The sequence below is a fragment of the Streptomyces sp. NPDC102451 genome (genome assembly GCF_044765485.1).
Lineage (GTDB): Bacteria > Actinomycetota > Actinomycetes > Streptomycetales > Streptomycetaceae > Streptomyces.
On the sequence record NZ_JBIWKD010000025.1, the window covers coordinates 1 to 13776 of the forward strand.

Below are 13776 nucleotides of genomic sequence, written 5' to 3' on the forward strand. Positions count from 1 at the left end.
TTCGATCTGTCGTCGCTGCGTGTCCTGGGTTCGGTCGGTGAGCCGATCAACCCCGAGGCCTGGATCTGGTACCGCAAGCACATCGGCGCCGACACGTGTCCGATCGTGGACACCTGGTGGCAGACCGAGACCGGCGCCATGATGATTTCGCCGCTTCCCGGGGTCACGGCGACCAAGCCCGGTTCGGCCCAGCGGGCCCTGCCCGGAATCTCCGCCACCGTCGTCGACGACGAGGCGAACGAGGTGCCGAACGGCGGGGGCGGCTATCTCGTCCTCACCGAGCCGTGGCCGTCGATGCTGCGCACCATCTGGGGTGACGACCAGCGCTTCATCGACACCTACTGGTCGCGCTTCGAGGGCAAGTACTTCGCGGGTGACGGTGCCAAGAAGGACGAGGACGGCGACATCTGGCTGCTCGGCCGGGTCGACGACGTCATGCTCGTGTCCGGGCACAACATCTCGACCACCGAGGTCGAGTCGGCTCTCGTGTCGCACCCCTCGGTCGCGGAGGCCGCCGTGGTCGGCGCCAACGACGAGACGACCGGTCAGGCCATCGTCGCCTTCGTGATCCTGCGCGGGACGGCAACGGCCTCCGACGAACTGGTCGCCGAGCTGCGAAACCACGTCGGCACCACCCTCGGGCCCATCGCGAAGCCCAAGCGCGTCCTGCCGGTGGCCGAGCTGCCCAAGACCCGCTCCGGCAAGATCATGCGCCGCCTCCTGCGCGACGTCGCCGAGAACCGCGAACTCGGAGACGTCACCACCCTCACCGACTCCTCGGTCATGTCACTCATCCAGACGCAGCTGCCCTCCGCTTCGTCCGAGGACTAGAGCCGACCAAGCCGACCAGACATGCCAGGTCCGCCGGCCAAGGCCTGACAGGTCCGTTCGTACGCCTCCAGGGGCACCCGGAACCCCCCGGGTGCCCCTTTCGGCGTCCGGGGCAGGGCAGAGACGTACGGCCGCAGGTGTGCGTCGCCGGGCGGCGGCCCCCGGGCCCGGATACGTTTCCCACAGCCCAGGTAGAGTGATGAATTCGTCGGCGGAGTTCGCAAAGTGCGCGGAGTACGTCAGCACGATCGCGTGCACGCCGGTACGCAGGCGCGAGCAGCGAGCAGCGAGCAGCGAGCGACAACAGCACAGGAAATCTTCACAGGGGCGCCGGGAAGTCTGGTCGGCATGTGTATTCGCCATGCCACCACTGCCGTAACCCGACCCGGAGGTCTCCCCCGTGGCCCCGCCCGTTCCCCCGTCCGGCCGCCGTACTCTGCTCGGCCGGCTTTCACTTCCCGAGCGCAACTACGTCGCCGACGCCCTGCGCACCGAGACGGTCGGCGGCGTCATCCTGCTGGTCGCGGCCGTCGCCGCGCTGATCTGGGCCAACACCTTCGGCTCCACCTATGAGTCCGTCAGCGGCTTCCACTTCGGCCCGGAAGCTCTGGGGCTCAATCTCTCGGTGTCCCACTGGGCCGCCGACGGACTGCTCGCCGTCTTCTTCTTCGTCGCGGGCGTCGAGCTCAAGCGTGAGCTGGTCGCCGGAGAACTCCGTGACCCGCGGGCCGCGGCCCTCCCCGTGGCGGCGGCGCTCTGCGGCATGGCCGTCCCCGCCGTCGTCTACACGCTGACCGCCACACTCGGCGGCGGGTCCCTCGCCGGCTGGGCCGTCCCCACCGCCACCGACATCGCGTTCGCACTCGCCGTGCTCGCGGTCATCGGCACGTCGCTGCCGTCGGCGCTGCGCGCCTTCCTGCTGACGCTGGCCGTGGTCGACGACCTCTTCGCCATCCTCATCATCGCGGTCTTCTTCACCGAGAGCATCGACTTCCTGGCGCTCGGCGGAGCCTTCGCAGGGCTGGCCGTGTTCCATGTGCTGCTGCGCACGGGGGTGCGCGGCTGGTACATCTACCTGCCGCTCGCCCTGGTCATCTGGGGTCTCATGTACAACAGCGGCGTCCACGCGACGATCGCCGGCGTCGCCATGGGGCTCATGCTGCGCTGCTCCCGGCGCGAGGGTGAGACGCAGTCCCCAGGCGAGCACATCGAACACATGGTGCGCCCTCTGTCGGCCGGCGTCGCGGTCCCGCTGTTCGCCCTCTTCTCGGCCGGCGTCACTCTCAAGGGCGATGCCCTGGCCGGCGTCTTCACCCGGCCCGAAACGCTCGGGGTGGTACTCGGTCTGGTCATCGGCAAGACCGTGGGCATCTTCGGCGGCACCTGGCTCGTCACCCGCTTCACGAAGGCCCAGCTCAACAAGGATCTCGCCTGGGCCGACGTCTTCGCCGTGGCCACGCTGGCCGGTATCGGCTTCACCGTTTCGCTGCTCATCGGGGAGCTCGCCTTCACGGGCGACGAGGACATGATCAACGAAGTCAAGGCAGCGGTGCTCATCGGTTCCCTGATTGCCGCCGTACTCTCCGGTGTACTGCTCAAACTGCGGGTACGCAGATACAGGACGCTGTACGAGGCCGAGGAACTCGACGCGGACGGATCAGGTGTGCCCGACGTCTACGAGCAGGACGACCCGGAGTACCACCTGCGCATGGCCGCGATCCACGAGAAGAAGGCTGCAGAGCATCGCCGCCTGGCCCAACGGGCGGGGGCAGCGAGCAGCAAGCCGGACAGTCCGGCATGATCTGACATCGGATGTACGGAAGAGGAGAGGGAGTCAGGGATGAGCGACCCCGGCAACTACGCGGGCAGCACCGACCGTAGTCTCGGACAGCTGTTCGCTGCGGCGACGGCGGAGATGTCCGCGCTGGTGCACGACGAGATCGCCCTGGCCAAGGCCGAGGTGCGTCAGGACGTCAAGCGTGGCGCGATCGGCAGCGTGGCGTTCATCGTCACGGGTGTGCTGATCCTGTTCGCGATCCCCGTGCTGAGCTTCGCCGCGGCCTACGGGATCCACAACCTCGGGCTCGGTCTCGCCTGGTCGTTCCTGATCGTGGGCGGTGCGTTCATCCTGCTGGGGATCCTGCTCGCCCTCTTCGGGCTGGCCAAGTTCAAGAAGGTCAAGCCGCCGGAGAAGTCCATCGCCTCGGCGAAGCAGACCGCGGCGGTCCTGCAGGGCGTCAAGCCCCACCCCCGCCCCGCCGGCGCCCGGGCGATCGAACAGGCGCAGGGCAGCACACTCGCGGACAGGGCCATCGAGAACCGTCCTGCCCAGGACAAGGCGGTCTCTGTGACACGCTCGTCCACATGACCGACCCCGATTTCGGCACATCCGGCCCGGTGGGGCCGCTGGGACCGGCTGCCGGTTCCGGCGGCCCCGTCCGGCTCGATGGCCCCTGGACGCACCGTGATGTGGCCGCCAACGGCGCGCGCTTCCACATCGCCGAGCTCGGCGACGGGCCCCTGGTACTGCTGCTGCACGGTTTTCCGCAGTTCTGGTGGACCTGGCGCCATCAGCTGACCGCCCTGGCCGACGCCGGGTACCGCGCGGTCGCGATGGACCTGCGCGGGGTCGGCGGCAGCGACCGTACGCCCCGGGGCTACGACCCCGCGAACCTCGCGCTCGACGTCACCGGCGTGATCCGTTCGCTCGGTGAGCCCGACGCGGCGCTCGTGGGCCACGACATGGGCGGCTACCTCGCCTGGACGGCGGCCGTGATGCGGCCGAAGCTGGTCCGTCGGCTCGTGGTGTCGTCGATGCCGCACCCGCGCCGCTGGCGTTCCTCGATGCTCTCGGACTTCGCTCAGTCCCGGGCAGGCTCGCACATCTGGGGCTTCCAGCGGCCGTGGGTGCCGGAGCGTCAGCTCGTCGCGGACGACGCGGCCCTGGTGGCCCGGCTGATCCGTGACTGGTCCGGGCCGCGCACCCCCGACTTCCCCGACGACCAGGCCATGGACGTCTACCGGCGCGCCATGTGCATCCCGTCGACAGCCCACTGCTCGATCGAACCGTACCGCTGGATGGTCCGCTCACTGGCCCGTCCGGACGGCGTCCAGTTCAACCGGCGGATGAAGCGCCCGGTGCGTGTACCGACGCTGCACCTCCACGGCTCGCTCGACCCGGCGGTCCGGACGCGTAGTTCCGCGGGGTCCGGCGAGTACGTCGAGGCGCCGTACCGGTGGCGACTTTTCGACGGTCTGGGGCACTTCCCCCATGAGGAGGATCCGGTCGGCTTCTCGACCGAACTCATCAACTGGCTCAAGGACCCCGAGCCCGACCGGTAGCCGACTGGCACAGGTGTCTGACGAACAGCCACTTGCCTGCCGCATAAGCCAATTGGCTGACTCGCGCACGATTACCGACCTTGGGTCACGGGCAGACGTCGGGGTATGGGCTGGACGCGCGACTTCAATGACGCAGCACGCAACCGCCGCTCGACCGCTCCTGCTGGTCCGAGCATTCATGAGGGGGGCGGCTCTCCGAGCCGGGTGCACGATGTGAGCGATTTCCATGATCTCCGGCTGGGCATTCCGCGCATTCTCCACCGCCGGGCCCGCTGGGTCTCGGCGCGCCTGCGCCACCCCCGCGGATGACCCGTCAGCCGCCGGACGACACACCACGCGAAGGTCCCCGGTCCGTCGAGGACCGGGGACCTGTACGTGGCATCCGTACGGCGGCGGCCGGGGCCGACCACGGCAGTGACCGGTTAGCCGGCTTCCGCGGCAGCCGGGGCCCTGGTAGCCGGGCCACGGTGTTCGTCGGACGGAGACCTCAGAGCGCGCAGCCCTGGCTGTCGACCTGCTGGGCCGTGGACTTGCCGAGCTCGATGTCCTCGCGGATCTCGTCGGCCGTCAGCGCGTAACCCGTGTCCGGGTCGTCGAGCGACTTCGCGAACACCACTCCGTACACCTTCCCGTCCGGAGTGAGCAGCGGGCCGCCGGAGTTGCCCTGGCGGACGGTCGCGAAGAGCGAGTACACGTCGCGCCGCACGGTGCCCCGGTGGTAGATGTCCGGGCCGTTGGCGTCGATGCGGCCCCGGATGCGCGCGGAGCGTACGTCGTAGGCGCCGTTCTCCGGGAAGCCGGCGACGATGGCGCTGTCACCGCTCCCGGCGTCCTTGTCGGTGTCGGTGAAGCGCAGCGGCTCGGCGTCCAGGTCCGGGACGTCCAGTACGGCGATGTCCCGCTGCCAGTCGTAGAGGACGACCTTGGCGTCGTACAGCCGGCCCTCGCCGCCGATCTGGACGGTCGGTTCGTCGACGCCGCCGACCACATGGGCGTTGGTCATCACACGGCGGTCGGAGAAGACGAAACCGGTTCCTTCGAGGACCTTGCCGCAGCCCGGCGCCATACCGACGACCTTGACGATGGACTTCTTGGCACGGGTGGCGACAGGGCTTCCGGCCAGCGCCGGATCCGGGGGCTCGACCTCGGTGATGGGCTCGTTGGCGAAGGGGCTGAAGACCTGCGGGAAGCCGTTCTGGGCGAGGACGGAGGAGAAGTCCGTGAACCAGGTGGAGGCCTGATCGGGCATCACCCGGGAGACACCGAGCAGGACCGACGAGCTGCGGACCTCCTTGCCCAGCGTCGGCAGTGACGTGCCGGCCAGTGCGGAGCCGATCAGCCACGCCACCAGGAGCATGGCCACCACGTTGACCAGCGAGCCGCCCGTGGCGTCCAGGGCGCGCGCCGGTGACCACGTGATGTACCGGCGGAGCCGGTTGCCGAGGTGGGTGGTGAACGCCTGGCCCACGGAGGCGCACACGATCACGATCACGACCGCGACGATGGCAGCGGTGGAGGAGACCTCCGACCCGTCGGTCACCTGGTCCCAGATGATGGGCAGCAGGTAGACGGCCACGAGGCCGCCGCCCAGGAAGCCGATCACGGACAGGATGCCGACGACGAAACCCTGGCGGTAGCCGATGACCGCGAACCACACGGCGCCGACGAGCAGCAGGATGTCCAGCACGTTCACCGTCTATAGCCTCGCAGATTCGTCACCTGGCCCGTCCGGTTCGACGGGGTCCGGGCCAGGCCCGGAACAGCGCAGCACGGGAGTCAGCCTGTCATGCGCGCCAGTCGAGCGGCACCTGTCTGGTCCTGTCCCAGGGGCGTTCCCATCCCGCGTAGTGCACAATCCTGTCGATCACACCGGCTGTGAATCCCCAGACCAGGGCGGATTCGACCAGAAATGCGGGACCTCGGTGGCCGCTCGGATGGACGGCTGTCGCGCGGTTGGCGGGGTCCGTGAGATCCGCCACGGGGGCGGTGAAGACTCGGGCGGTCTCGGCCGGATCGACGGCTCCCACCGGGCTGGGCGTCCGCCACCAGCCGAGGACGGGCGTGACGACGAAGCTGCTCACCGGGATGTAGAGCCGGGGCAGCACACCGAAGAGCTGGACACCGCTGGGATCGAGCCCGGTCTCCTCCTCCGCCTCCCTCAGCGCCGCCCTCAGCGGCCCGGTGGTCGTGTGGTCGCCGTCCTCGGGATCGAGCGAGCCGCCGGGGAAGGACGGCTGGCCGGCGTGGGAGCGCAGGGAACCCGAACGCTCCATCAGGAGCAGCTCCGGACCGCGCTCGCCCTCGCCGAAGAGGATCAGGACGGCCGACTGGCGCCCGGCACCGCTCTCCGGCGGCAGGAAACGGCTGAGCTGCTGGGCCCGCACGGTCTGCGCGGCCCGTGCCACGGGCTCCAGCCAGCCGGGCAGGCCCTCGGTGGTGACGGTGATCGCGCTGTCGTGGGGCGCGCCCGTCCCCGTGGTGGCCGCGTCGGTCGCGGCCCGTGTGCTCTGTGCGTGCGTCATGGGCACCCCCGTCGTTCCAACGCCTGTCGTCGGCGATTTCGTTCCGCACGGACCCGCCCGGCGGGCCGGTGCCGGACCCCGCTCGCCCCTGGGCCTCGTGAGCCGGCCGCTCACCCGGCTCCGAGCGGGGGTGCGGGGCTGCCCGGATAGTCCGGGGGTGGGCTGAGGCGCTGACCCGGGTAGCCCCCCATCTCGTACTTCAGGAGCTTCTTGGCCTTCTCGGGATCCGTCTCGCCCTCCCCGTAGGAAGGGCAGAGATGGGCGATCGGGCAGGCGCCGCAGGCGGGCTTGCGGGAGTGGCAGATGCGGCGGCCGTGGAAGACCACACGGTGCGAGAGCATCGTCCACTCGCTCTTCGGGAAGATCGCGGCGGTCTCGGCCTCGACCTTCTCCGGGTCCTCCTGCTCGGTCCATTTCCAGCGCCGGACCAGCCGGCCGAAGTGGGTGTCCACCGTGATGCCGGGCACTCCGAACGCATTGCCGAGGACGACGTTGGCCGTCTTGCGCCCGACGCCGGGCAGCTTCACGAGATCCTCCAGCCTGCCGGGGACCTCTCCGCCGAAGTCGTCCCTCAGGGCGGCCGACAGGCCCATGAGTGACCGCGCCTTGGCCCGGAAGAACCCGGTCGGCCGGATGGTCTCCTCCAGCTTCTCGGGAACGGCGGCGGCCATGTCCTCGGGCGTCGGGTAGGCGGCGAAGAGGGCCGGGGTGGTCTGGTTGACCCTCAGGTCGGTGGTCTGCGCGGAGAGGACCGTGGCCACCAGGAGCTCGAAGGGATTACGGAAATCCAGCTCGGGGTGGGCGTACGGATAGACCTCGGCGAGCTCACGGTTGATCCGGCGGGCACGGCGGACCATCGCGAGATGCGACTCGGGCTTCGCGGGCTTGCCCGCCGCTGCTCCCGTCGAGCGGTTCGCGGCTTTTTTCTTACTTCGTACGACCTGTTCGCCCACAGCGGAATTCCTGTCTCCCGACACCCCATCAGCCCCCTCGGCCTGCGCTCTCACCGGCGTTCCGGACACCCGGCCAGCCTAGAGCCAGGGGCTGACATCCGCCCCGGTCACCGCGTATCCACGCTCGATCGGCCCCCTGCCGTAGGGTCCGGCACGCCCGTGCGTCAAACTGGTTTGTGATCGATCGCACTGTTTTACCGTCCGGCATCATGGAAACCACGCTTCCCTGAACAGGCCGACAAGGAGAGAACTCGTGGACGACGTTCTGCGGCGCGCCCCGCTTTTCGCGGCGCTCGATGACGAGCAGGCCGCGGAGCTCCGCGCCTCGATGAGTGAGGTGACCCTCGCACGCGGCGACGCGCTGTTCCACGAGGGCGACCCGGGCGACCGCCTGTACGTGGTCACCGAGGGCAAGGTGAAGCTCCACCGCACCTCTCCCGACGGGCGGGAGAACATGCTGGCCGTGCTCGGCCCCGGCGAGCTGATCGGCGAGCTGTCGCTGTTCGACCCGGGCCCGCGCACCGCCACCGCGAGCGCGCTCACCGAGGTCAAGCTCCTCGGCCTCGGTCACGGAGACCTCCAGCCCTGGCTGAACGCCCGTCCCGAGGTGGCCACCGCGCTGCTGAGGGCGGTCGCCCGCCGGCTGCGCAAGACCAACGACCAGATGTCCGACCTGGTCTTCTCCGATGTGCCGGGCCGTGTCGCCCGTGCGCTCCTCGACCTGTCGCGCCGCTTCGGCGTGCAGTCGGAGGAGGGCATCCACGTCGTTCACGACCTGACGCAGGAGGAGCTGGCCCAGCTGGTCGGCGCCTCCCGCGAGACGGTCAACAAGGCGCTCGCGGACTTCGCGGGCCGCGGCTGGCTGCGGCTCGAGGCACGCGCCGTGATCCTGCTGGACGTGGAGCGGCTGGCGAAGCGGTCCCGCTGACGCCTCCGCCGCGTACGCACCCCTGGGCGCAGACGCCCGGAGGAGCCGCAGCCGTCGAAAAGGCCCCACCGCCCGGTGGGGCCTTTCGCGTGCCCGCGCCGGCCGGTCAGAACCCGTCCGGGTCGGGCCGGATCAGACCGTGCTCGGTCAGGTACTCCAGCTGCGCCCGCACCGACAGTTCGGCCGCCGGCCAGAGCGAACGGTCCACATCCGCGTACACCGCGGCCACGACCTCGGCGGGCTTCCGGTGCCCGGCCTCCACGGCCGTCTCCACCTGGGCCAGGCGGTGCGCCCGGTGGGCGAGATAGAACTCGACGGCGCCCTGGGCGTCCTCCAGCACCGGCCCGTGCCCCGGGAGCACCGTGTGCACCCCGTCGTCGACCGTCAGCGAGCGCAGCCGCCTCAGGGTGTCCAGGTAGTCCCCGAGCCGTCCGTCCGGGTGGGCCACGACGGTGGTGCCGCGCCCGAGGATCGTGTCGCCCGTCAGTACGGCCCGGTCGGCCGGCAGATGGAAGGAGAGCGAGTCCGCGGTGTGCCCCGGGGTGGGGACGACCCGCAGTTCCAGCCCTCCCGTGGTGATCACGTCTCCGGCCGCGAGCCCCTCGTCGCCCAGGCGCAGCGCCGCGTCCAGGGCGCGCACCTTCGTGCGGGTGAGCTCGGCGAACCGGAGGGCGCCCTCCGCGTGGTCGGGGTGCCCGTGCGTGAGCAGGGTGAGGCCGACGCGCCGGCCCGCCCGCTCCACGGTGTCGATGACGGCCCGCAGGTGTACGTCGTCGAGCGGCCCCGGGTCGATCACGACCGCCAGATCGGAGTCCGGTTCGGCGACGATCCAGGTGTTCGTGCCGTCCAGGGTCATCGCCGAGGCGTTGGGGGCCAGGACGTTGACCGCACGGGTGGTGGCGGGCCCGGAGAGGACGCCGCCGCGGGGCTGACCGGGCAGTGCCGCCGCGTCACTCATGCGGTGGTCCCGTCCGTGTCGTGGGCCGCCGGGACGTGTTTGGTGAACTCCTCGTGTCCCGGCCAGCTCAGCACCAGCTCGTCACCCTCCATACGGGCCTCTGCCAGCACGGGAGCCAGGTTCTGGGAGTCCGCCGCCTCCAACGCCTCCGCGGCCGTCCCGTACGGCCTCAGTGCCCGCAGGGTGGCCACGGTGGGCGGCATCATCAGCAGTTCGCCCTTGTCGTAGCCGTCCGCGGCGTCACCGGGCCGGATCCACACGGTGCGGTCGGCCTCGGTGGAGGCGTTCCGGGTGCGCTGGCCCTCCGGGAGGGCGGCCACGAAGAACCAGGTGTCGTAGCGGCGCGGTTCGAAGGCCGGGGTGATCCAGCGCGCCCACGCGGCGAGCAGGTCGGAGCGCAGCACCAGGCCCCGGCGGTCCAGGAACCCGGCGAAGGACAGCTCCCGGGCGACGAGGGCCTCACGGTCGGCCTCCCAGTCGGCGCCCGTGGTGTCGCTCACGACGGTGTCCGCGGTCGGCCCGGCCAGCAGGACGCCCGCTTCCTCGTACGTCTCACGGACCGCGGCGCAGACGACGGCCTGCGCCTCAGCGGCCGTGCCGACGCCCAGCCGGCCGGCCCAGGTCTCCAGGGACGGACCGGCCCAGCGCACGAGGTGGTCGTCGTCGCGCGGGTCGACCCCGCCACCCGGATAGGCGTACGCGCCGCCGGCAAAGGCCATGGAGGTCCGCCGGCGCAGCATGTGGACGGCGGGACCGGGGGCGTCCTGCCCCGACGCGTCGTCCCGGAGCAGCATCACCGTGGCCGCACGCCTGGGGGTCACGGCTGTCAGCTCGCCGCTGGCGAGGGCCCTGATCCGGGCGGGCCATTCCGGTGGGTACCACTGACCGTTCGACATGGCCGGAGGCTATCCGGAACCGCGCCGATGTTCGAGGGGCCCCGGACATCGATGCCTGCCCCGTACATGAATGATCCCGCCCGGTCGCGTGGACCGGGCGGGATCAGACGGGTACGGAATCAGGCGGGAGCGGATCAGGCGTCGACGAGCTCGACCTGGACCTCGACCTCGACCGGCGCGTCCAGCGGCAGCACCGCGACGCCGACGGCACTGCGTGCGTGCACGCCCTTGTCGCCCAGGACCGCGCCCAGCAGTTCGCTCGCGCCGTTGACGACTCCCGGCTGGCCGGTGAAGTCGGATGCGGAGGCGACGAAGCCCACGACCTTCACGACCCGGGCGATCCGGTCCAGGTCACCGGCGACCGACTTCACCGCCGCCAGGGCGTTCAGCGCGCAGGTCCTCGCCAGCTCCTTGGCCTCGTCCGCCGTCACCTCGGCGCCGACCTTGCCGGTCACCGCGAGCGTGCCGTCCACCATCGGGAGCTGGCCGGAGGTGTAGACGTACACCCCTGACTGCACGGCCGGCTGGTAGGAGGCCAGCGGCGGTACGACGTCCGGGAGCGCCAGGCCGAGTTCGGCGAGCCTCGCCTCGACGGCGCCCGCCACTACGGCTTCTCCCGCTTCAGGTAGGCCACGAGCTGCTCGGGGTTGTTCGGGCCGGGAACGACCTGGACCAGCTCCCAGCCGTCCTCGCCCCAGGTGTCCAGAATCTGCTTGGTCGCGTGCACGAGAAGGGGCACGGTCGCGTATTCCCACTTGGTCATGAGCCGACTGTAATGCCTGGCACAGGCGGCCTCGTGCGTAGCCTGCCTGCCGACTGGTTAGGCTCGAAGACGTGAGCAGGTTCCAGGTCGTCAGCGGCAAGGGCGGGACCGGTAAGACCACGGTCGCCGCCGCACTCGCGCTCGCCCTCGCGACCGGGGGCAGGCGCACTCTCCTCGTCGAGGTCGAGGGCAGGCAGGGCATCGCCCAGCTCTTCGAGTCGGAGCCCCTCCCCTACGAGGAACGCAGGATCGCCGTGGCGCCCGGCGGCGGGGAGGTGCACGCCCTGGCGATCGACGCCGAGCGCGCCCTCCTGGACTACCTCCAGATGTTCTACAAACTGGGCAGCGCGGGCCGGGCCCTGAAGAAGCTCGGCGCGATCGACTTCGCCACCACCATCGCCCCGGGGGTCCGGGACGTCCTGCTGACGGGAAAGGCCTGCGAGGCCGTACGCCGCAAGGACAAGCAGGGCAGGTTCGTCTACGACTACGTGATCATGGACGCGCCCCCCACCGGCCGCATCACACGCTTCCTCAACGTGAACGACGAGGTGGCGGGGCTGGCCAGGATCGGCCCCATACACAATCAGGCGCAGGCCGTGATGCGGGTCCTGAAGTCCCCCGAGACCGCGGTCCACCTGGTGACACTCCTGGAGGAGATGCCGGTCCAGGAGACCGCGGACGGCATCTCCGAGCTGCGGGCCGCCGAACTGCCCGTGGGCCGGGTCGTCGTGAACATGGTGCGGCCCCATCTGCTGGACGAGGACGCGCTGCGCACGGCCTCGGGAGGCCGCCGCAAGGAGATCGCGAAGACGCTCACCCGGGCCGGTGTGACGGGTTCCGCCGGGCTCGTACGGCCGCTCGTCGCGCAGGCCGCGGAGCATGCCCAGCGCGTCGGCCTGGAGCGTGAGCAGCGCGCCGTTCTGGCCGGGCTGGAACTGCCCATGGCCGAGCTCCCGCTGATGGGCGAGGGAGTGGGCCTGTCCGCGCTGCACGAGCTGGCGGAGGAGCTCCACAAGCAGGGTGTCGGCGACGAGACCGCGGACGCGGCGGGGCAGGCGCCCCGGGGCGGGAAGCGACGCGGCTCCGGACGAGGGGCGGGGTCATGACGGTGGACACGGACATCGCACCGGACGTCGCACCGGGGCTGGAGACCGACGCGCTCCTGGACGACCCGGAGATCCGCATCGTCGTCTGCTGCGGCTCCGGCGGCGTGGGCAAGACCACGACCGCGGCGGCCCTCGGTGTACGGGCGGCCGAGCGCGGCCGCAAGGTCGTCGTCCTCACCATCGACCCGGCCCGCCGGCTCGCCCAGTCCATGGGCATCGACCAGCTGGACAACATCCCGCGCCGGGTCGAGGACATCCAGGGCGAGGGCGAGCTGCACGCCATGATGCTCGACATGAAGCGCACCTTCGACGAGACCGTCGAGGCGCACACGGATGCCGAGCGGGCCCGCGCGATCCTGGAGAACCCCTTCTACCAGTCGCTGTCGGCCGGGTTCGCGGGCACACAGGAATACATGGCCATGGAGAAGCTCGGCCAGCTGAGGGCCCGCGACGAGTGGGACCTGATCATCGTCGACACCCCGCCGTCCCGTTCCGCGCTGGACTTCCTGGACGCGCCGAAACGTCTCGGCTCCTTCCTGGACGGGAAGTTCATCCGGCTGCTGATCGCACCGGCGAAGATCGGCGGGCGGGCCGGGATGAAATTCCTCAACGTCGGGATGTCGATGATGACGGGGACGCTCGGCAAGCTGCTCGGCGGGCAGTTCCTCCGCGACGTACAGACCTTCGTCGCGGCGATGGACTCCATGTTCGGCGGATTCCGTACCCGGGCCGATGCGACGTACAAGCTGCTCCAGGCGCCCGGTACGGCGTTCCTCGTGGTGGCGACGCCGGAGCGGGACGCGCTGCGCGAGGCCGCGTACTTCGTGGAACGGCTGGCCGCGGAGGAGATGCCGCTGGCCGGGCTGGTCCTCAACCGGGTGCACGGCAGCGAGGCCGCGCGGCTCTCCTCGGAGCGGGCGCTGGCGGCCGCAGAAAATCTTGAGGACGCCGGCATTGTGGATCAGACGGCCGGGAAGGCTGGCCTTGGTGACCCGGTGGACCCGGCGTCACCCACCTCTCCCGAAGCCCCGGAGCCGCTCTCCCCCGAGCGCAGCAACGAGCACGCCCCGCACGAGCCGTCACAGCAGGAGCCGCCCCAGCACGACCGGACGACGCACACCCCTGAGCCCGAGCCTGCCGAGCCGCGCAGCCGTGGCCGGAAGACGACTGATCCGTCCGGACCATCCAGGCACACGGAAACAGACGGACACGACACGGCCGCCACGGACGCCGCATCCGTCGAGGTGTCCATCGAGCAGCTGACCGCGGGTCTGCTGCGGCTGCACGCCGAGCGGATGCAGGTCGTCGCGCGCGAACAGCACACACGGGACCGCTTCACCACGCTCCACCCCGAAGTCCCGGTGGCCGAGGTGGCCGCGCTGCCAGGTGACGTGCACGACCTCTCAGGCCTCAGGGCCATCGGGGAACTGCTCGCGACCGGTTCCGCTTCCACTCCGGCCGGAGCCGCGTAGGACCC

At 70.7% G+C, this 13776-nt stretch carries 15 protein-coding genes; 8 read left to right on the plus strand and 7 right to left on the minus strand.

The genetic code is table 11. The features are described 5' to 3' along the window. From ACIRD8_RS34395 to ACIRD8_RS34415, 5 genes are all read left to right on the plus strand, one after another. Positions 1-831: AMP-binding protein (locus tag ACIRD8_RS34395; protein ID WP_404000617.1), on the plus strand; the 831-nt coding region annotated here is incomplete at its 5' end. A 400-nt stretch (positions 832-1231) separates the two neighbouring features. Further along, positions 1232-2632 carry a Na+/H+ antiporter NhaA gene (nhaA, locus tag ACIRD8_RS34400; RefSeq protein WP_404000620.1) on the plus strand — a complete coding sequence of 467 codons (1401 nt, stop codon included), beginning with the start codon at positions 1232-1234 and terminating at the stop codon, positions 2630-2632. 39 nt (positions 2633-2671) lie between these two features. Continuing rightward, complete coding sequence (locus ACIRD8_RS34405; RefSeq protein WP_404000623.1) at positions 2672-3199, plus strand: phage holin family protein; 528 nt, start codon at positions 2672-2674, stop codon at positions 3197-3199. Then, complete coding sequence (locus ACIRD8_RS34410) at positions 3196-4173, plus strand: alpha/beta fold hydrolase (RefSeq protein WP_404000626.1); 978 nt, start codon at positions 3196-3198, stop codon at positions 4171-4173. Before ACIRD8_RS34405 ends, ACIRD8_RS34410 begins: the two co-directional genes overlap by 4 nt. A 105-nt stretch (positions 4174-4278) precedes the next feature. Continuing rightward, entirely contained in the window at positions 4279-4482 is a 204-nt protein-coding gene (locus ACIRD8_RS34415) for a hypothetical protein (RefSeq protein WP_099173506.1), read from the plus strand. A gap of 178 nt (positions 4483-4660) precedes the next feature. Here the strand turns inward: ACIRD8_RS34415 and ACIRD8_RS34420 are convergent, their stop codons facing one another. The 3 genes from ACIRD8_RS34420 to nth all read right to left on the minus strand — a co-directional run bounded on the left by ACIRD8_RS34420 (position 4661) and on the right by nth (position 7648). Then, complete coding sequence (locus ACIRD8_RS34420) at positions 4661-5866, minus strand: MarP family serine protease (RefSeq protein WP_404000629.1); 1206 nt, start codon at positions 5864-5866, stop codon at positions 4661-4663. A 91-nt stretch (positions 5867-5957) separates the two neighbouring features. Then, positions 5958-6695: an NUDIX hydrolase gene (locus ACIRD8_RS34425; RefSeq protein ID WP_404000632.1), complete on the minus strand. Its 738-nt coding sequence runs from the start codon at positions 6693-6695 to the stop codon at positions 5958-5960. Positions 6696-6805: 110 nt separating this feature from the next. Continuing rightward, positions 6806-7648: an endonuclease III gene (gene nth / locus ACIRD8_RS34430; RefSeq protein ID WP_404000635.1), complete on the minus strand. Its 843-nt coding sequence runs from the start codon at positions 7646-7648 to the stop codon at positions 6806-6808. Between the two features lie 253 nt (positions 7649-7901). On the opposite strand from nth, the gene ACIRD8_RS34435 reads away from it, so the two are divergent. Then, positions 7902-8576, plus strand: coding sequence for a Crp/Fnr family transcriptional regulator (locus tag ACIRD8_RS34435; RefSeq protein ID WP_031090867.1), 675 nt, complete (start codon positions 7902-7904; stop codon positions 8574-8576). A gap of 106 nt (positions 8577-8682) precedes the next feature. On the opposite strand, the gene ACIRD8_RS34440 is transcribed toward ACIRD8_RS34435, so the two are convergent. From ACIRD8_RS34440 to ACIRD8_RS34455, 4 genes are all read right to left on the minus strand, one after another. Next, positions 8683-9534 carry an MBL fold metallo-hydrolase gene (locus ACIRD8_RS34440; RefSeq protein WP_404000639.1) on the minus strand — a complete coding sequence of 284 codons (852 nt, stop codon included), beginning with the start codon at positions 9532-9534 and terminating at the stop codon, positions 8683-8685. After that, positions 9531-10430, minus strand: coding sequence for an NUDIX hydrolase (locus tag ACIRD8_RS34445; RefSeq protein WP_404000642.1), 900 nt, complete (start codon positions 10428-10430; stop codon positions 9531-9533). Before ACIRD8_RS34445 ends, ACIRD8_RS34440 begins: the two co-directional genes overlap by 4 nt. A gap of 134 nt (positions 10431-10564) precedes the next feature. Next, a complete protein-coding gene (locus tag ACIRD8_RS34450; protein ID WP_404000645.1) occupies positions 10565-11035 on the minus strand; it encodes a RidA family protein in 471 nt (156 codons plus the stop codon). Next, positions 11035-11193, minus strand: coding sequence for a DUF4177 domain-containing protein (locus tag ACIRD8_RS34455; RefSeq protein ID WP_019992579.1), 159 nt, complete (start codon positions 11191-11193; stop codon positions 11035-11037). Before ACIRD8_RS34455 ends, ACIRD8_RS34450 begins: the two co-directional genes overlap by 1 nt. 71 nt (positions 11194-11264) lie before the next feature. On the opposite strand from ACIRD8_RS34455, the gene ACIRD8_RS34460 reads away from it, so the two are divergent. Both ACIRD8_RS34460 and ACIRD8_RS34465 read left to right on the plus strand, forming a co-directional pair. Then, positions 11265-12299 carry an ArsA family ATPase gene (locus tag ACIRD8_RS34460; RefSeq protein WP_404000648.1) on the plus strand — a complete coding sequence of 345 codons (1035 nt, stop codon included), beginning with the start codon at positions 11265-11267 and terminating at the stop codon, positions 12297-12299. Next, on the plus strand, positions 12296-13771 hold the full coding sequence (locus ACIRD8_RS34465) for an ArsA-related P-loop ATPase (protein WP_404000651.1): 1476 nt from the start codon (positions 12296-12298) through the stop codon (positions 13769-13771). Before ACIRD8_RS34460 ends, ACIRD8_RS34465 begins: the two co-directional genes overlap by 4 nt. Positions 13772-13776: the final 5 nt, after the last annotated feature.

Excerpts from the sequence above, each read along its gene's own strand:
- ACIRD8_RS34405 (WP_404000623.1), top strand. The coding sequence starts at position 2,672 with ATGAGCGACCCCGGCAACTACGCGGGCAGCACCGACCGTAGTCTCGGA.
- ACIRD8_RS34410 (WP_404000626.1), top strand. The coding sequence starts at position 3,196 with ATGACCGACCCCGATTTCGGCACATCCGGCCCGGTGGGGCCGCTGGGA.
- ACIRD8_RS34415 (WP_099173506.1), top strand. The coding sequence starts at position 4,279 with ATGGGCTGGACGCGCGACTTCAATGACGCAGCACGCAACCGCCGCTCG.
- ACIRD8_RS34425 (WP_404000632.1), bottom strand. The coding sequence starts at position 6,695 with ATGACGCACGCACAGAGCACACGGGCCGCGACCGACGCGGCCACCACG.
- ACIRD8_RS34440 (WP_404000639.1), bottom strand. The coding sequence starts at position 9,534 with ATGAGTGACGCGGCGGCACTGCCCGGTCAGCCCCGCGGCGGCGTCCTC.
- ACIRD8_RS34445 (WP_404000642.1), bottom strand. The coding sequence starts at position 10,430 with ATGTCGAACGGTCAGTGGTACCCACCGGAATGGCCCGCCCGGATCAGG.
- ACIRD8_RS34455 (WP_019992579.1), bottom strand. The coding sequence starts at position 11,193 with ATGACCAAGTGGGAATACGCGACCGTGCCCCTTCTCGTGCACGCGACC.
- ACIRD8_RS34465 (WP_404000651.1), top strand. The coding sequence starts at position 12,296 with ATGACGGTGGACACGGACATCGCACCGGACGTCGCACCGGGGCTGGAG.